Genomic DNA, 17,486 nt, shown 5'->3' on the forward strand with positions numbered 1-17,486 from the left:
GATGGGGGCGCTAGCGAGGGGCGAGGTACTGACGGAAAAACTGAATTTGGAGCTGGGCGGCAAGGCGCTGTAACTGTGGATCCGCGATGCCGTGACCTTCTCCCTCAAACTGGTAGAGGGTAATGGGGGCTCCGGCAGCTTCGAGGGTGTCGTGGAAATTGCGGGCCACATCGATCTGAAGGAAATCCTCGGTGCCGTGGAACATGAGGGTGGGGGTGGTGATGGCCGTGGCCCCGTAGAGGGGGGACGCCGCGAGGTAGGCGGCAGGGTCTTCCATGGGGGCTTGGCCCACCAAGTAGGACAGCAGAGCCGAATAGCCCAGTTGCCACTCCGTGATGGTGTCGAGCAGGGAGCATTGGGGGTTGGCCGCCGCAAACAGCCCCGGAAACAGACGCAGGCTTTGGGCCGCAAAGTAGCCCCCATAGGAACACCCGCTAACGCCGACTTGGTTAGCCCTTGCCCAGCCCTGCTGCACAATTTGTTGAATGATGTCTCGTCCCTCCGCGAGGTCAATGTAGCCAAAGTTTTGCGCTTCGGCTTGGCGACGGTAGAAGGCTGGCCCAAAGCCCTCCCGTCCGGTGAGGGGCACCACCAGAACGGCAAGGCCAAAATTGGGTAACAGATTAAGGGGAGCTTCCACCCCCGTGCTAAAGGCATTGGCCATGGAAAACCCTGGCCCACCCTCCTGCCAAAAAACCATGGGTACCCCCTGGGGCGGGAAGACTTGGCCCGCAGGCTGCACCAAGAAGCCCTCACGGGAGCCGTGGTCGGTATTAAATTGCACGGGCTGGTACTGCACCCGATTGGCTTGTTGTAAATCAGTGTTGATCTGGGTGAGGGCCTCGGGCAGGTCTGAGGTATTTGGGCGCAGGCGGAACAGTTCCGGCGGCTGGGTCACGGAGGAAAAGCCGTAGATGATGGTGTCGCCGTTGGGACTGAGCGCCAGGGCCGTTGGATCCACAGCGCCCGGAGGTAGGGGGAGTTTACGCAGGGGGGAGGATTCGGCGTTACGGTACGGGGATGGACTCAGGGCCGTCGGGGGTGCCGCCGCTAGGTCGTATACCCACAGGGGCCGATGGTGGCCCGCCGTCGCCCAAAACAGCAGTTGATCTGGCCCCAAAAACCAGCCGTGGGAATCCTGCGGCCCTTGCAGGGCAGGGTCGTCGATGGTGTGGAGGAGGGTGCCCTTGAGGTCGTAGACCTGGTGGTAGGCCGAGTCGGGAAAGAGGTAGGAGGGATGGGGTCGGCCCGCAAGGCGCGCGGGGCGGTAGCGTTTGACCAACAGGCGACGACCGTCGGGGCTCAGCAGGACATCGGCAAAGCCATCCCCCCAGTCCCGAGGATCTGCCGAGGGCTCGGTTAAGGGTTGCCCCTCCGGCAAGGCCACCGTGTCATCGCCATGGCCCTGATCGGATCGCAACTCCACAGGCTGCGGATTGGGCTGGGACAGATCAAACACCCGTACCCAGTTGTGTCGGCGGAAGGGATTATCCTCCGGGGGCATCCGCCCCAGGGCATCCTGCACGGCGGTGCTGGCCAAACTGGGGCTCGTTGGGCTGCGGTCGTAGAGTTGCTGAGCCTCCGTAGCGGCGGCAACCATGGCCATCTGCTGACCATTGGCCGACCAGGTGATAGTCTGAATCGCAAATTCCTGGGGGAGGCGAGCCACTTCCAAGCGATGTAGGGTATCTAGGGCTACCAGGAAAATCACGTCCTCCTCTGGCCCATAGACGCGAATGGCCAAACGGGAGAAATCCGGCGATACCCCTAGCACTTCCCCCAATTCCTCTCCCACGGGCGCAATCTGGAGCCGTGAGACCACTCCGGTGGCTCGGTTCAGGGTGACAATTTCCCATGGGCCAAAGGGGTTTCGCTGCAAAAAACGGAGGGTGTCGTTGCCCAACCAGCGCACTAACCCCACGGGATTGACGATGTCATACTGGAGATCCGGAGCCTCCGTGAGATCGCCCGTGGTGAGGTCGAGGAAATGTAGGGTACGGCCATCGGGGGCCGCAGACGCAGCCAAGGCCACCAGCAGGGTGCGACCGTCGGGGCTGAGGGTACTGAGAATTTCAGGACGCTGTACCCCTTGCAGCAGGGCCAGCAGGTCTTGCTCCTCGTCAGACAGGGTGGAAAAGGATGGATCCGCTGCCGCCTCTAGCCCCACGGTGACAATGGCAGCGGTGGCGATCTCTGGGGCCCAGGCTAGCCCCACGGTGCCCAGCAGGGCCGCCCAGCCCCACCGAGCCCAGTGCCCCCCCATTGGGTAGGGAAATTGCGGTGATCGCGGGAACCACCGGGATGCTTTACCGTGGAAGAAGCGGGAACCGCTGCGGGGTAAAAAAATGGATCTAACTCCCGGAATCAGCCCCACCAGGGGCGAAAAGCCTATTTATCATACCTGTCCCTTGTGGCCCGTCCTGGGTTTGCAAGCCTTTATTAAGAGTTGGCCTTAGTGATTCAAGAGTTCCACATCTCGATCACGCCCATGATGGGGCCAGATACCTATCTGCTGCGCACCGAGGCCGTGGCAGCGGGGGTGCCCCTGGCAGAAGCCCAAGTCACCTGGCCCGTGGCCGACTGGCTGGATCGGGCTAAGCGGCTCCTGCAAGACCCGCTGCACCAACTCCTCAGCGAGGCCGCCGCTGATCGGCCCCAGGGTTCTGAACCAGAAGCCGCCATTCGTCTGGGGCAAGACCTCTATCAGCACCTGTTCCAGGGGCGTATGCGGGATAGCTGGCTGGCCGCCCAGGGCGTGGCCCAGCACCTCAAGCAGCCCCTGCGGTTGCGGTTGGGCTTTAAAGATAATCGTCTGCAAGGCGTCCCCTGGGAACTGCTCTACGGCGAGGATCGGCCCCTGGCCACGGGCATGGATATCACCCTCTGCCGCTACTACCAAGGGCCGAATACCGTCGATTTGGCCGCCCTACCGCCCCTGGCCCCCGACTCCGAGCCCCTGCGTGTGCTGATGGTCGTCTCCGCCCCCAGCGACCAGCACCGCCTTGCCCTCACCCAGGAAATTAAGCCGCTGCTGGCTAACCTACAAGCCGCCCCCAGTCGCCCTAGCTTCCCTAGCCATCCGGGCGTCCGCCTGCGCCAGCCCCTAGAGATTCAGATCACCCTCCTAGAGCAGCCCGGACGGGCCGAACTGGTGCAAGCCCTAGAACAGGGAAACTTCCAGGTGCTCCACTATGCCGGACACAGTGACGCCAGCGCTGACCCTGGCCCCAGCGCTGGGAGGGATGGCGGCGGCGGCGATCTATTTTTGGTGAATCGCCACAATGGCCTGACCGAGAACCTCAGCGGCAAAGAACTGGCCGGACTGCTGGTGAATAACGGCATCTGGCTGGCGGTGTTCAACTCCTGCCGAGGGGCCTATACCCCCGACACCGAAGCCCAGGCCGACTGGCATTTGCCCAACCTGGTGCAGGCCCTGGTGACGCGGGGGGTTCCCGGCGTCATTGCCATGGCCGACCGCATCCCCGATGATGTGGCCATCACCTTCACCCAACTGCTCTACCGCAACCTGCGCCAGGGCTATCCGGCGGATGTCTGTCTGAGCCGAGTGCGCCAGGGGTTGATGACCGCCCACGGTTCTCGCCAGCCCCTCTGGATGCTGCCCATCCTCTACCTGCGGCCTGGGTTTGATGGCTATTTGTGTGCCACCCCAGAGGCCCAGAGTACCGACTGGCTAGGGCCGTTGTCCCTGACAGACATGGCCCTCGATCCGGGGCTGATTCCCCCAGACTACAGCGCCGATCCCGACATCTCTAGCTTGGCCCAGGAGGTTTTCGCCAGCTCTGGGGCCTTGTCCTCAGACGCGCCATCCGCCACCGTTCTGCCCGACTGGCTCACCGACTGGGATGCTGCCACCGAGCCCGAGGCAGACCCCGTGGCCCACTTGGTTCAGCAACTCACAGCGACCCGTCCCGGCGATGCCGTCGCCGCTGAACCAGCATCGCCATCCCCTGTCCCAGCAACCTCCGCTGAGCCCCCCGCCGGATCGCCCCAGGGATCATCCATCGACTCAGGTCTAGCCGCCCTCACTCCACCCCAGCCCCCCCTGCCTTCCCCCGCCGTTGCTCCCCCTGCGGCCCAACCTCCACCTCGCCGGGTGGTGGTAGGGGGTAGTCCTAGCGCCGAGGTGGCTTCGTCCCGTCCGGTGGCCCCAAGGCGGGGGGCGTTCTATCAGGCGTTATCTACCCTGCCCTTGGCTTGGCGCTGGGGGCTGGCAGGCGGGCTAGCCCTAGGAGCAGCGGCGGTTGTAGGGCTGTTCCTGCGCCCAACGGCCCCACCAGCCCCACCCCAGCCCGCCCCTGCCCCCGGAGGCTGGACGACCCCCTCCCCGGAGGGGCCACTCTCCAGCAGCGGTAATGGGGTGGTAGTGCTGCAAGCCATCCAACACCTGACCACAGGCCGACCTGCCCAAGCCCGCCGCTCCATTGAGCACCTGCTAGATCAGCGCGATTTAGCCGCTGCCCAATCGGTGCTGGCCGCCGCCGATGCCGACCAGCTCTTGGAGGCCGACTTGGCCTTTGTGCGGGGGCGCTTGCTGTGGCAGCAGGCCATGATTGGCGACCAGGGGGCCACTCCCTACGATGCCCGTCGGGCGTGGGATCAGGCTATTCAAGATCGGGAGGACTTCCTAGAAGCCTGGGTGGCCCTTGGCTTTGCCCACTATGTGCTCGCTGACAATGATTTGGCCATTGCCGCCTGGGAGACGGCCCTGCGCCTCGACCAAGCCCAACTGCGGGATCGCAACCCCGATGGCCCGTCTCAGGTGTCCTCTAGCTTCACCACCAACGCCATGGCGGGGTTGGCCCTGGCCTATGCCCGCCGAGGGGAACAAACCACCGACCCCGCTGAACGCCAAGCCGCCCTGGCCCAGGCCAACACCTACCTCCTGATGGTGGTCAACCTCGACCCCACCATCCTCGACCCCAGAGTTCTGGGCCTGCGCTGGATTTGGACGCCCGCCCTGATCGACACCTGGCGCACCACCGTCAGCCGTCTGGCTACCCTAGCCCCCGATCCAGAGGCCCTCCCACCGGAGGCTGCCGACTAGACCTAGGGCAACGATGGCCCATGGGCGGCGGCATAGCGGTCGATGGCATCAAACAGGGCAACGATGTGGTCTGGCGTGGTGAAGGGATTCAGCAGCACCGCCTTCAGCCACCGTTGCCCTTGCCACAGCGGCAGCGACAGAAACACTTCGGCCTCCGTCAGCAAAAAGTGTTGCAGTCCGGTATTCCAGGCGTCCCAGGTATCTTCGGGCTGGTCGGGCGGGCAGCCCCGAAAGCACAGGACGTTCATCTCCGGTTCCGTCGCAAGAGCCAGGTAGGGTCGCTGATGAATATGATCCACCATCAGCGCCGCCAGGTGGTAGCCGTGGTCTACCAGGGCTGCACAACCCGCCTTGCCCAGGTGCTGCAACGACAGCCACAGCTTCAGCACATCGGGATGACGGGTGCCCTGCACCGAAATTTCCCCCAGGTTGACCCAGTCGGCATCGGTGTTCATGTAGGGGGCCGGGATGCGGAAATGGCTCTGGAGGAGGCCCATTTCCCGAAACAGCACCGAGGCACAGGTTTTGGTAACATACAGCCACTTCTGAGGATTAAAGGTGACAGAGTCAGCCACCTCAATTCCCGCCAGCCGATGACGATGCTGGGGCGAAAAGGCTAGGGCTCCACCATAGGCCGCATCCACATGGAACCAGAGGTCGTGGGCCTGGGCGATCTGGTGAATAGCAGGCAGGGGATCAATATTGCCCGTCACGGTGGTTCCCGCCGTGGCAACTACTGCAAAGGGCTGCTGGCCCTGGGCCTGAGCCTGGGCAATGGCCTGCTCCAGGGCTGCCACATCCATCCGGCCCTGGCTACTTGGAATGAGGATCACCCCTTCTAGCCCCAACCCCAGCACCATCGCGGCCTTTTGAATGGAGGTGTGGGCCATATCAGAGGCAAACATCACCGGAGCCGCCTGTCCGGCGATGCCCCCGCCCAGACAGCCCAACTTCACATTGCGAGCCACCGTCAACGCCTGCAAATTAGCCAGAGTGCCTCCACTGACCAAAAGCCCCCCAGATCGTTCTCCCAGCCCAAACATCTGGGCAATTTCCGCCATCAACAACGGCTCTAGCCGCGACAGCAAGGGCGACATTTCCACACTCAGCATGTTGTTGTTCAGGGCCGCTGTCACCCAATCCCCCAGGATGGAGACCGTGGTAGGCAAGGGATCCATATGGCCCAAATAGCTGGGATGAGCCGGGTTCATCGCCCCTGCCATCACCTCCTTCAAACCATCCACCAGCTCAGCCAAACTCCCCGACTGGTCAGGAATCGTGCGATAGATACTCCCTTCAGCTAAGGGCATTGGCCCCTGCTGTCCAGCCACCGCCAGGTAGTCCGTAATATCTTCGGCCACCCTCTGCATCACCGCCACCATCGCATCCCGGTTTTGGCCTAGGGGATGAACAAAGGCATGGACAGGCAAACCAGCAGGAACCATAGCAGACCTAAGGGCAAAGAGCATCCTCTATTATCGATCACCGCTGGGATCGGGCGGCGTGAAAATCTGCACTAAGTTACTTTTCAGCAATGAGTTGCCACAGCAGGGAGATCGTAACGAAAGTCCTCTAGAAAGTTAAGCAAAGTTTTACTTTATAGATCTCTCCAAATGCAGCCGCTAAACTTAAAAAATAGGCTATCTTGTCGGCTTCGATGGTGCTCTACTTGGCAGGATAAAGAGACTATGAAGATTTTATTTTTGGCCGCAAATCCACGCGGAACAGATCAACTTCAACTTGATCAGGAAGCTAAGAAAATTGAAGATGGCTTAGAGCGCTCTAAATTAAGAGAGCAATTTACCTTAGTTACCAAATGGGCTGTTGACGCCGAAAGTCTGCGTCGAGCCATGCTGAAAGAGCAGCCTGACATTGTCCACTTTTCTGGCCATGGTGCTGGCGATACAGGTCTTGTGCTTGTCGGACAAGATGGAAGTCCTAAGCCTGCAACTGCTGAAGCTTTATCTGGGCTTTTTCAGATCTTCCATGATGTTAAATGTGTTCTTCTGAATGCCTGCTTTGCCGAGATACAAGCAAAGGCTATCGTTGAACATATTGATTATGTTATTGGCATGAAGCGAGCAGTAAAAGATAGTACTGCTATTGCTTTTGCGACAGGCTTTTATGATGGCCTAGGTTATGGTCTAGATATTGAAGATGCTTTTAAACTGGGACGTAATGCCATCCAATTCGAGGTAGCCAGTTTTCCAAACCATCGCCAGGTAAGTCAAGACAGCAGGGATATCGAACTTCCCGATGTTGAGCCGTATGAAGCTGTCGATATTAGCGAAGATCTTAATCCCACCCTACTGAAAAAAGATAGATTAGCTAAAACCGACTTAGGTTCTGTTGTCGCCTCTGAATCTTTAGCCGAAAAGCTAAGGGCGGCTGAAACCATGAATACGACTGAAGCGATTGATCAGTATCGTAGTCGAGTCAGGGACTTTTTGGCTGACCAAAAGCTTAATCCTATTGAGGAGTTTCAGCTAGCTACTCTAGCGAAGGTTCTAGGGATTTCAGACCTGATGGCAAATCAAGTCCTCAAAGAGGAGCAACAGGTTATCGATGCTGCCCGCAAGAACTACCGGGCCGTCTTCCAAGAAACCATCAGCAAGGGCTACTATCCCTTTAGCTCTCAGATTAACCAAGAGCTCAAAGAGCTACAATCTCAGCTTGGATTGAGCAACGCTGATGTTGAAGAAATTACCCTGCCTATCATTCTCAGCTATGAAAAAAATCGCCGCACTTCTGGGCCTCGAACAACTCATCCCACCCCAATTAGCTACTCGCCTGGCCCAGTTCGTCCCTTTATTTCCAGCCGCAATTTTATCCTTGGGGCCCTGCTTGCGGCCTCTGGCATCGTGTCCACGTTACTGATTATCAACTTGCCCAATCCATCCCCCCTGCCTGATATGCCGGAGACGCCGCCTTCTCAAGCCCAAGAACCTCACCCAATGGGAGCAACTCCAGAATCGGATGAAGTACCTGCTGTCATCTCGCCAGGAGCTCAGTCGGTGAATATCCGCGCTGGACGGAGCGCCAATACTGATGTAGTTGCTATTCTTTCCCGTGGTGAGGTCTTCTACACGTTGCCCGAGAACGGCGACTGGTGGCCTGTGCGGAACACGAGTGGCAGCTTAGGCTACGTCCGCAGTAGCTGGATTAGCCTAGATTCAGTCGATAGTTCTAGCACCCCTCAACCTTCAAGATCCACTGCTGTTCAGCCAACGCCAGAGCCTCACCCCATGGGGCTAACTCCAGGCCCTAATGAGGTTCCAGCCGTCATCCAGAATGCTCAGGCTGTGAACATCCGGTCTGGACGCAGTAATGACGCCTCGGTAGTAGGTACGTTGAGCCAAGGAGAGGTTTTTCAAACGATTCCGCAGGGGCAGGTAGGATGGTGGCCCGTGCGGAAGGCGAACGGCACTTTAGGTTATGTTTACAGCACCCGGATTAGACTGGCTTCTGACAATTCAGCTAACTTTCACCCCCTAGACCCTCGTAATCCTAGCGCTCCCACGGCTGTGCAGAGAGCGACGATTCAAACCAACGATGGGTTTCTGGTGGTAAGGACGGATAAGACACCTCAATCCCCCGAGGTGGATCGGATCGTGACTGGGGAAGTATTTGAGACCATTCCTCAGAGTGATACTTGGTGGCCAGTGCGGACGGCAGATGGCAGCCTAGGGTATAGCAATAGCGCCTATATCAGGCTTGCTGAGTAAGTTTTTAGGGTTGATGGTTGACTCCTAAATACTGGCGGCCAGGATGTGGCGCTGGATGAACTGGCGCAGGTGGTGGTCAAAGTCGGCCCCTGCTTGGGAAATGAGGTCGTTGTGGTCGGCGTTGGGCACCAGCCAGAGTTCCTTGGGGGCGGGGGTGGCCTGGTAGAGGGCTTGGCCCATGGTGGCGGGCACCGAGGCATCGGCCAGCCCATGAATGTAGAGGGTGGGCATGGTTAGGTGGGGCACCTTGGCCAGCGACTCAAAATGCTGGGTGAGGATCGTCCGCACCGGAAACCAGTTCTGGTAAGCAGATCGTTCGGCCATATCGCCCATGGAGGTAAAGGTTCCCTCCACCACCACCCCCGCCAGAGAGGAAGCGTGGATGGCAAGATTAATCGCAAGGGCACCGCCGAGGGAGTGACCGTAGACGATCAGATGATGGGGGTCAACGGCTTTTTCGCGAATTAGGAAATTGTACGCAGCCATGGCATCGGCGTAGAGACGGGCCTCGTTGGGGAAAGGCCCAGAACTACGGCCATAGCCTCGGTAGTCTACGGTGAGCACAGAGACGCCTAGGAGGCGCAGACGCTGAACCTGGCTGATGTTGCTAGCAATGCTGCCGGAGTTGCCGTGCAGATAGAGAACCGTCAGCCCAGGGGAAGCTTCGGCAGGTAGCCACCAACCATGGAGTTGCCCCGCTGCGCCATCGGCCTCCACTGGAATCCAAACCTCGTCGTAGTCGATGCCCCAATCCGCTGGCGTTAGCGGGTCGAGAGCCGTGGGAAGGTACATCATTCGCCGCTGTATCAGCCAAAGCCACCCACACAGCGCCCCGTACACTAGACCAGAAACACCCAGAAGGCCAAGCAGAAGTTTGAGGAAGGTCATAGCCAGGGCCAGGTAGATGCGGCAAGGAGTCTTATCATTGATGCCCATTATGGCGGAGGCCCGAAATTCCCCCTGCCGCGACTGTGACGCTTTTTCTCTAGATAGGATGGTGGCACTTATGCTAGGCCACCCTAGTCTCTAGGCTACTCTGGGTCTCCCAGTGGTCTGGGCCTAGGGCAACCGGTAGTGGATTAACGTAAAAGATAGAGAAAATAAGCCATCGTCGTCGCATTTCTAGCTTCTGAGGGCGTAGGCCCTATGACCATCAAGATGACCTGTCCAACCTGTGGGTCTCACGATATCTCCAAGAACGGCACCACTCGGTGTGGTAAGCAAAACTACAAGTGCCAAGACTGCAACCGCCAATTCGTTGAGGATCTCCCGTGGAAGCCGAAAGACAAGAATGCACGGGCTTTCGTCAATCTACTACTGTTGGAGAACATACTGTCCTTTTCCAAAACGCTAGAGAATCACATTGGTGCGACTGGTACAGATTAGATTTAATGATGAGTATTGTCCACCCTACCTTCTAGGTTTACCAATGATTAAATCTGTTGCATCTTGAGAATAGGTGCACTGCGCTGACCCCGTGGCGCTAGGGTTTTCATAACAATACGGTATTAGAAATCTACGAGGGGGAGGATCTTTGCTACCTGGTTGAGTTCGCAGATTTGGAAGGTTGTGAATACGCGATGGCAGTGTTGATGCCGGATGAAATCCTGCCCCTGCGTTAGAAACAGCGCGTTAGAAGTGGCCGTTAACTGGCTGAAAACGCTACTCAATAGAATGGGCTGGCAAGATGTGGCGACTTGAATGCAAAGTCGCCAGTGCTAGGGTTGGCTAGGGGAGGGTTTGGTGGGAGAGCCTTTGGCCACAGGCTGAGGGCTGAGGCTACGAAAATAGCTCCCGCCCACGGTAAACCAAAACCCCACATAGGCTAGGAGCTGTACGAGATAAAGATGATCGCGATAGCCCAGCAGAGTTTTGAGCACTAGACCGGGGAACTGTCGCTCTGACAGCAGGGTGCTGGTATCCCACACCAGCGGCCCAAGGACACAGGAGGTTTGGGAAAAACAGAGATCCACAGCCCGACGGTCAATCTGGCTGAGGGCGGCGAGGGCGGCATCGAGGTTTTTAAATACCGATACCACCAGTCCGCCCACAATCAGCAGCAGCAGCAGCCCCATGACCTGGAAAAACTGTTTGAGGTTAATCCGCACGCCCCAGCGAAAGAGGGCCAGACCAATGAGTGCGGCCCCCAGCAGTCCGGCCAGGGCCCCCGTTGCCGCCGCCGTACTGGCTTCGACATTGGTGAACACAAACAGCACCGTTTCAAACCCCTCCCGCAGCACCGCAATGCAGACCAGACTAAACAAACTCCAGCCAGCGGTTTGGCTGTCTTGCAGGGCCGACTGCACCGTCCCTTCAATCTCACCCTTGAGACTGCGGGCTTGGCGAGTCATCCACAGCAGCATCCAGCTCAGCATAATAATGGCCACCGCCCCAAATAGGACATTGAGCAGGGGCTTGAGGATACTTTGCAAACTGGGTAACACCTGCTGAAGCTGTTGTAGGCCAGACCCCAGCGCGATCCCAATCATCACGCTACCCACCAGCCCTGCTACCACACCCAAATATACCCAGCGGTTGAGGGCTTGTCGTTGGGCCTTGGCCAGACAGGCCAGCACAATTCCCACCACTAGGGCCGCTTCTACGCCCTCGCGCAGGGTAATAACGAAGGTGGGCAGAGCGGCAGTGAAGTCCATGGCTTTTGGTGGGGCAATGCGGTAGTTCTGTTTAGTATTGTGTCAGACTCTTTTGTTCCTTGCCGCGCCAATCGTCTTCCCTGGCTCCCTTTCCGGCTCCTTTGGCCCACGCACCTCAGAGGTAACGCCATCCCCCGCCCGGTTTGTGCTCGTTATCTTAAGAAAAGTTGGGACATTACTTATAATTTATCCAGGAATTGTATTATTCCGACATTGCTCTTTACAAAGAAATGCTAGGCTTGAGGCCGCTGCCTGCGTTGCGCCCCCGGCATTGCACCCAGTTCCCGAAGCTTTCCATCGCCATGATGGGATCGGCCAGTTGTTACCCCTGATACACGATGCCTCGTATACTCGTCATTGATGATGATCCCGCCATTGCAGAGCTAGTTTCTGTCAATTTGGAAATGGCTGGCTATGATGTGAACCAAGCTGGCGACGGCATTAAGGGGCAAGCCTTGGCGGTGCAGCTCATACCTGATTTAATTATGCTCGACCTGATGCTGCCCAAGGTAGATGGTCTAACGGTATGCCAGCGCCTCCGACGGGATCGGCGCACCGCTGAGATTCCGGTGCTGATGCTCACGGCCCTCAGCCAAACCCAAGATAAAGTTGACGGCTTCAACGCCGGAGCCGATGACTACCTAACCAAGCCCTTCGAGCTGGACGAAATGCTGGCCAGGGTACGGGCCTTGCTGCGCCGCACCGACCGCATTCCCCAAGCCGCCAAGCACAGCGAAATCCTCAACTATGGCCCCCTCACCCTCATCCCAGAGCGCTACGAAGCCATCTGGTTTGACAAAACCGTGAAGCTCACCCATCTAGAATTTGAGTTGCTGCACTGCCTGCTTCAGCGCCACGGCCAAACGGTCTCCCCCAGCCAAATTTTGCAGGAAGTCTGGGGTTACGAACCTAACGACGACATCGAAACTATCCGTGTCCATGTTCGCCACCTCCGCACCAAGCTAGAACCGGATCCACGCCATCCGAAATACATCAAAACCGTCTACGGTGCGGGCTACTGCCTAGAACTTCCCGCCTCTAGCAGCCAAGCCATGGCCGAGAGCGCGTCCTAGAACAGCCTCCTAGAGCAACCGAACCTAGGGCTACCCAAGGGCGCAGTCGGGAAACGTCTTGAGGGGCATTCTAGATTAGGCAGGTGCCTGGTAGCTGTGCTGGCCAGCGTTGGTTAGCGTCTGCCCTGTCTTATACCAAATCCAAGTTAGGAAACCCCGATTCTTAACCCCGCCAACGGTAGGGGCAAGGCCTCTTCGCCCGATAATGATACCGGGGGCAAACGAGCCGGATTTAGTATTGGATCTTGGCGAAAGCGCCCGTAGAAAATGATAAAAAAAGAGCCTTCTAAACGTAGAAGACCCTTTTTGTAACGGGCGAGGAGGGATTCGAACCCCCGACACCGTGGTCCGTAGCCACGTGCTCTAGTCCACTGAGCTACACGCCCCTGTCAGGCTTTTTATCTTATCACAGTCTTTTGGTAATTTGGAGGCAGGAACAACATTTTTCGCGATCTTTAAAGGCATTCTAGGAGCACCCCATGACCGCCCCCGTTGACCTCAGCCACCTAGACGCCCAAGGCCAAGCTCATATGGTGGATGTGAGCGCCAAGGCCACCACTGTGCGGCAGGCGGTGGCCGAAGCCATTGTTAAAATGCAGCCCCAAACCTTAGCCACCATCGAAGCGGGGAATGCCCCGAAGGGAGATGTGCTGGGGACGGCGCGGATTGCAGGCATTATGGCGGCAAAGCAAACGGCGAACCTGATTCCCCTGTGCCATCCGCTGCCCATTCATGGGGTGGAGGTGGCGATTAATCCCGATGCTAGTCTACCGGGCTACCGCATTCAGGCCACGGTTAACGTCAAGGCGGAAACCGGGGTGGAAATGGAGGCCCTAACGGCGGCCTCGGTGGCGGCTCTGACCCTGTACGACATGGCTAAGGCCCTGGAGAAGGCGATGGAGATTCAGTCCATCCGGCTGCTGAGCAAAACTGGGGGGAAATCCAGCGATTATCAGGCTGCTGCCCCCCAGGCTCGGTAGCGCAGGCCATGGTGCTGGGGGCAGACCAGGGCAGGGCAGAAATCCCTATCAACCCTCACCGCGCCCAATGACGCTGTATCCAGTGGTTCTGAGCCCAATGATGGAAGGACTGCCAGACCTGCTGACCCCAGCGCTGTCCCCTGACCCAGATCGACCCTAGGGGGGAGGGTGGGGGCGAGACGGCGGCATGAGCGCTGTTTTGGAGTTGACAGCTTTGTAATTGGTTGAGGAGGTCGGCCAGGGCTGGATCGGCCAGGGCAAATTGGGCGGGTAGGCAGCGATCCTGGTTTTGGCAAGAACGGCACAGCATAGGCAGACAAGCCGAAGCTTGGGGCGCAACAACGACGGAGACACAATCAGCGACAGCGCTAGGGGGAAGTTGGGAATAGGGGCGTTGCCTCGCCTATTCTGAACGATCCCTCAGGCTTAGGGTTCCCCAACGGAACAATCCAACGCAAAGCGTTACGATTCCGCACGCTAGGTTTTGCACGCTAGGTATAGCCCAAGCCCTAGGCGGAAACGGTGCGCTGTGAACATACGGGATAGCTGCGCCCTGCCCAAAACATACCTTGTGCTCAATCTCGGTTGTTGATCCCCGATTGAAAGGCCGATAGCCCGATTATTGCTCCCCGCCTACAGGCCGACCCCGCCCAGGCTGAACTTGCCGTTGGCGGATCCTCCTCAACGAGGAAAGCCTCAATGTATACCGGGGTTTTTATGCCGATGGAGTATCACCCGGTTTCATCTGAGGCGATCAGGAGTAGCTGAGCGATGGGCCGACGAACTAGCCAAAGTAGGCGGGTTCGTTGCCGGGAGTCCATTTAATGTTGCACCCAATGCTGGGCCGCTGTTCAGCCGGGATCGGTTGACCTGCGAGGACGGCCTCAATGGCGGCGCGCAGATCTTTTCCGGTGACGGGGATGCCGTTGCTGGGGCGGCTATCGTCTAGTTGACCTCGGTAGGCCAGACGTTGCTGACCATCAAACAAAAAGAAATCCGGTGTACAGGCCGCCGTGTAGGCTTTGGCTACGGCCTGGGTTTCGTCAAAACAATAGGGAAAGGGAAAGCCCCATGCTTCGGCCTGGGCTTTGAGGTGTTCTGGGCCGTCTTGGGGATGGGTTTGCAGGCTGTTAGCGCTGATGGCGACGATGCCCAGCCCCTGGGGGCCATAGTCGTGCCCAATACGGGCCAGTTCCGGTTCCACATGCTTAACAAAGGGGCAATGCCGACAGATGAACATCACCAGCAGGGCACGGGCATTGACAAAGGAACCTAGATTCACCGTTTGGCCCGAAACCACATCGGTGAGGCTAAAGGCTGGGGCGGCGGTGCCTAGGGGCAGCATGGTTGATTCCACCATGACCATGGGCCAATCCTCCTGAAAAATGGGGTTTGCCCCTAGCCTATAGCAAAAGGTTGGCTGCGCCCATGCTTACCTAAAGGCCAACGAGGGCCAACGGGCGGCGGTGGGCAATCTGTCCTGCAAAACCGTCCTGATAGCTGGAGGGTTTCTCTGAAAACTAGACTAGATAGTGGTGTTGCCCCTGACGCCCCCAACGCAGCCACTATCTCCTAACTGTGCATCCTTATCTATCATCAGGGGAACAAATCGTGGTGGATCAAACGTGGTTAAAGCATACTGAACAGGCTCTTTTGGTGGGCTCTGGGTTAGGGACGGTAGCTGCCTTTGCAGCTCAGAATGTTGCCCTCGCCTCAGCCCCGTTAACGGTGATGGCAGCGGTGGGTCTCCTGAGCCGTCGGCAAACTGAGCGCCAGCTTGAGGAAGCCCAGGAAAAACTTGTCCGCCAGCAGCGCCAAACCAACCATCGGATTACTAGCCTCAGCAAGCAAGTGACCGCTCTGCCCTCCCCGGAGGCCCTGACCAATTTTCAGCGGTCAGTATTGGATCGCAACAATCGCACGTTTTTGAGAATGTCCCAGGATATTAAGGACATCCGCGACTACGTGGATGAGCAGGCGCAGATGGTGAAGCCTCCAGACTTGAGCCAAATCCACCAAGACATTGCCCAACTGCAAGATCAGTATGCCCACACCTACACCACCGCCCAAAATCTGGCGACCTACGTGCAGCGGCTGGCAACGGTGCCGCGCATTGAGGGTACTGAAACCAAGCTGTCTCAGGTGCGTACTAGCCTGATGCAGACCCGCGTTACCCTGGAGGCCCTGCGGTCGGAGACTCGCAATGCCGTGACCTCCCTGCAAGACACCATGGCGCAGATGGATCGTCGGGTGCAGGACGTTGCCGCGCCGCCGGATGTGAAGGCCCTGCGAACGGAACTGGCGGAGATGGCTAAAACCCTGGGCAATCTGGTGCCCCAAGCCGACTTTACTAACCTGGCCACCCACGTCAAAGAACTCACGCGCCAGCAGGCGGATCTAGAGCGGGCGCTAACCCAAATTCCTGTAGGGCCGATGCCGGGCCGTTTTTCGGAACCAGCGGCGAGGGCTGACCATGCCCTGGCTGAGATAGACCGCCTCCGTCAGGCGATCCACCAGCTTCAGCAGCAGGTGAGCTGCCAAGAAACGGCGGGCCACACCCGCGAACAGGTGCAGCAGGTAGTGTCGCAATACCTGGGCCAGCTCAAGGCCCAACTGGCCCAGTTAGAGGGCGTCACCCAAACCTTGGCCGAGCGGCAGCGGCAGTTCGCCCACCAGTGGGCGGAGGCTAGTTCAGCCTCGGGGGGAGATATCGCCACTCGCCAGGGGCTCACCCAATTGGCCAAGCGCCTGCACCAAACCGAAGCGACTCTCCAAACCCTGGAGCAACAGGCCAATGATCCATCCCGTACCGCGATGGCGAGCCCGTGGATTCTAGATTTCCCGGTTCCTGTAGATACCCCTGTCCCTGCTTCCCGTTCTGCTAGTCGGCAGGCCCTAGAACAAGCCCTGGAACAAGCCCAGCGACGCCTTCTGATCGTTTGGCCCTGGGCCAGTCAAGTGGTGCTTGATGAAGATCTTTTGAAGCGGTTCAGGCGGTTGCTAGATCGGGGGGGGCAGTTGGAGTTGGGCTGGTGCCACCAGGGCGATCCCCAGGAAGGACGGCTGGTGTGGCGGATTAGCCAGCGCTGGAACACCGATGGAGGCCAGCTCACGAGCCTGAAGACGGCCCTCAATCAACTCTTGCCCCTGCGCGAACATTATCCTGATCGATTCAAGTTCAAAATCATGGGGTCTGCCGAAAGCTTTCTTGTCTGCGATAGTGGCCCCGATGGCGACCCCAATCACACCTATGCTGTGGTCAGCCTCAAAGCCTTGCCCACCCATAGCGTGCCGATTCCGGGCGTGGAGGCAAAGATCAAAACCGCCAGCCCCCAAGTGGTGAATACCCTGATCCAACGCTTCCAAAAGCCCACTATTGCCCCCAACGATAAAGACGCCTTTTTCAATCGGGGCACCACCCGCCACGACCTCCGCGATCAACCCGGAGCCATCAGCGACTATAGCCAAGTCTTGGCTCTCCAGCCCGACCATGCCGTGGCTCTGAATAACCGAGGGGCGGCTCGCCTAGAGATGAACCTCGCCGACGAGGCCGAACTCGACTTCACCGAAGCCATCAGTCAAAACCCCCGTCTCTTTGCCGCCCACTGCAACCGGGGCTGGCTCCGCCTAGAGCAACGCCGCTACCCCGCCGCCGTTCAAGACTTTACCCGCGCCATTGAACTCAAGCCCAACCTGCCTATGGCCTATGTGTATCGAGGGAGTGCCCTGCAAAAATTGGGGGACCTCAAGGGGGCGGTGCGCGACTACAGTGACGCCATCGCCTGTGGCGACCCCATCGCCCTGCCCTACTGCTATCGCAGCGCCGCCTACGAAAGCCAAGGTGATGCCGAACGGGCCATTGCTGATTTGGAACGGGCTAGTGTTCACCTCGAAGCCCAGGGGGATCGGCAAGCCCTGACCTCGGTGCAGCGCACCCTGCAACGGCTGCAACAAAACCGCACCCTCCAGGCCAACCGCTGATGCCAATG

Annotated in this window: 11 protein-coding genes and 1 tRNA gene; 5 read left to right on the plus strand and 7 right to left on the minus strand. The window is 58.6% G+C overall.

Annotated features, from left to right (window positions below; translation table 11 throughout):
• Positions 1-10: 10 nt before the first annotated feature.
• Positions 11-2,263: an alpha/beta hydrolase family protein gene (locus GFS31_RS17525; protein WP_198806029.1), complete on the minus strand. Its 2,253-nt coding sequence runs from the start codon at positions 2,261-2,263 to the stop codon at positions 11-13.
• A gap of 192 nt (positions 2,264-2,455) precedes the next feature.
• Between GFS31_RS17525 and GFS31_RS17530 the strand changes: the two genes are divergently transcribed.
• Positions 2,456-5,065 (plus strand): CHAT domain-containing protein, encoded by a 2,610-nt coding sequence (locus GFS31_RS17530; RefSeq protein ID WP_198806030.1) that lies wholly within the window; start codon positions 2,456-2,458, stop codon positions 5,063-5,065.
• Positions 5,066-5,067: 2 nt separating this feature from the next.
• On the opposite strand, the gene GFS31_RS17535 is transcribed toward GFS31_RS17530, so the two are convergent.
• On the minus strand, positions 5,068-6,510 hold the full coding sequence (locus tag GFS31_RS17535; protein ID WP_198806031.1) for a pyridoxal phosphate-dependent decarboxylase family protein: 1,443 nt from the start codon (positions 6,508-6,510) through the stop codon (positions 5,068-5,070).
• Positions 6,511-6,753: 243 nt separating this feature from the next.
• On the opposite strand from GFS31_RS17535, the gene GFS31_RS17540 reads away from it, so the two are divergent.
• Positions 6,754-8,790: an SH3 domain-containing protein gene (locus tag GFS31_RS17540; RefSeq protein WP_198806032.1), complete on the plus strand. Its 2,037-nt coding sequence runs from the start codon at positions 6,754-6,756 to the stop codon at positions 8,788-8,790.
• A gap of 24 nt (positions 8,791-8,814) precedes the next feature.
• Here the strand turns inward: GFS31_RS17540 and GFS31_RS17545 are convergent, their stop codons facing one another.
• Positions 8,815-9,585, minus strand: a complete 771-nt coding sequence (locus GFS31_RS17545) for an alpha/beta hydrolase (protein ID WP_225907484.1) — start codon at positions 9,583-9,585, stop codon at positions 8,815-8,817.
• A gap of 923 nt (positions 9,586-10,508) precedes the next feature.
• Positions 10,509-11,444 carry an FTR1 family protein gene (locus GFS31_RS17550; protein WP_198806033.1) on the minus strand — a complete coding sequence of 312 codons (936 nt, stop codon included), beginning with the start codon at positions 11,442-11,444 and terminating at the stop codon, positions 10,509-10,511.
• 338 nt (positions 11,445-11,782) lie between these two features.
• Between GFS31_RS17550 and GFS31_RS17555 the strand changes: the two genes are divergently transcribed.
• Positions 11,783-12,517, plus strand: a complete 735-nt coding sequence (locus GFS31_RS17555; RefSeq protein WP_198806034.1) for a response regulator transcription factor — start codon at positions 11,783-11,785, stop codon at positions 12,515-12,517.
• 312 nt (positions 12,518-12,829) lie between these two features.
• On the opposite strand, the gene GFS31_RS17560 is transcribed toward GFS31_RS17555, so the two are convergent.
• Positions 12,830-12,903 (minus strand) — tRNA-Arg (locus GFS31_RS17560).
• 93 nt (positions 12,904-12,996) lie between these two features.
• On the opposite strand from GFS31_RS17560, the gene moaC reads away from it, so the two are divergent.
• The gene (gene moaC, locus GFS31_RS17565) at positions 12,997-13,497 is read left to right on the plus strand and encodes a cyclic pyranopterin monophosphate synthase MoaC (protein ID WP_198806035.1); all 501 of its coding nucleotides are present in this window, start codon (positions 12,997-12,999) and stop codon (positions 13,495-13,497) included.
• A 55-nt stretch (positions 13,498-13,552) separates the two neighbouring features.
• Here moaC and GFS31_RS17570 read toward each other — a convergent pair whose 3' ends face one another.
• Complete coding sequence (locus GFS31_RS17570) at positions 13,553-13,807, minus strand: hypothetical protein (protein WP_198806036.1); 255 nt, start codon at positions 13,805-13,807, stop codon at positions 13,553-13,555.
• Positions 13,808-14,281: 474 nt separating this feature from the next.
• Complete coding sequence (locus GFS31_RS17575; RefSeq protein ID WP_198806037.1) at positions 14,282-14,863, minus strand: thioredoxin family protein; 582 nt, start codon at positions 14,861-14,863, stop codon at positions 14,282-14,284.
• A 245-nt stretch (positions 14,864-15,108) separates the two neighbouring features.
• On the opposite strand from GFS31_RS17575, the gene GFS31_RS17580 reads away from it, so the two are divergent.
• Entirely contained in the window at positions 15,109-17,478 is a 2,370-nt protein-coding gene (locus GFS31_RS17580) for a tetratricopeptide repeat protein (protein ID WP_198806038.1), read from the plus strand.
• The last annotated feature ends 8 nt before the right edge of the window (positions 17,479-17,486 follow it).

It is taken from the genome of Leptolyngbya sp. BL0902, assembly GCF_016403105.1.
Lineage (GTDB): Bacteria > Cyanobacteriota > Cyanobacteriia > Phormidesmidales > Phormidesmidaceae > Nodosilinea.

Coding starts and splice junctions, on each gene's coding strand:
- GFS31_RS17545 (WP_225907484.1), bottom strand. CDS start 9,585: ATGATGTACCTTCCCACGGCTCTCGACCCGCTAACGCCAGCGGATTGG.
- GFS31_RS17535 (WP_198806031.1), bottom strand. CDS start 6,510: ATGGTTCCTGCTGGTTTGCCTGTCCATGCCTTTGTTCATCCCCTAGGC.
- GFS31_RS17550 (WP_198806033.1), bottom strand. CDS start 11,444: ATGGACTTCACTGCCGCTCTGCCCACCTTCGTTATTACCCTGCGCGAG.
- moaC (WP_198806035.1), top strand. CDS start 12,997: ATGACCGCCCCCGTTGACCTCAGCCACCTAGACGCCCAAGGCCAAGCT.
- GFS31_RS17525 (WP_198806029.1), bottom strand. CDS start 2,263: ATGGGGGGGCACTGGGCTCGGTGGGGCTGGGCGGCCCTGCTGGGCACC.
- GFS31_RS17575 (WP_198806037.1), bottom strand. CDS start 14,863: ATGGTCATGGTGGAATCAACCATGCTGCCCCTAGGCACCGCCGCCCCA.
- GFS31_RS17555 (WP_198806034.1), top strand. CDS start 11,783: ATGCCTCGTATACTCGTCATTGATGATGATCCCGCCATTGCAGAGCTA.
- GFS31_RS17540 (WP_198806032.1), top strand. CDS start 6,754: ATGAAGATTTTATTTTTGGCCGCAAATCCACGCGGAACAGATCAACTT.
- GFS31_RS17570 (WP_198806036.1), bottom strand. CDS start 13,807: ATGCTGTGCCGTTCTTGCCAAAACCAGGATCGCTGCCTACCCGCCCAA.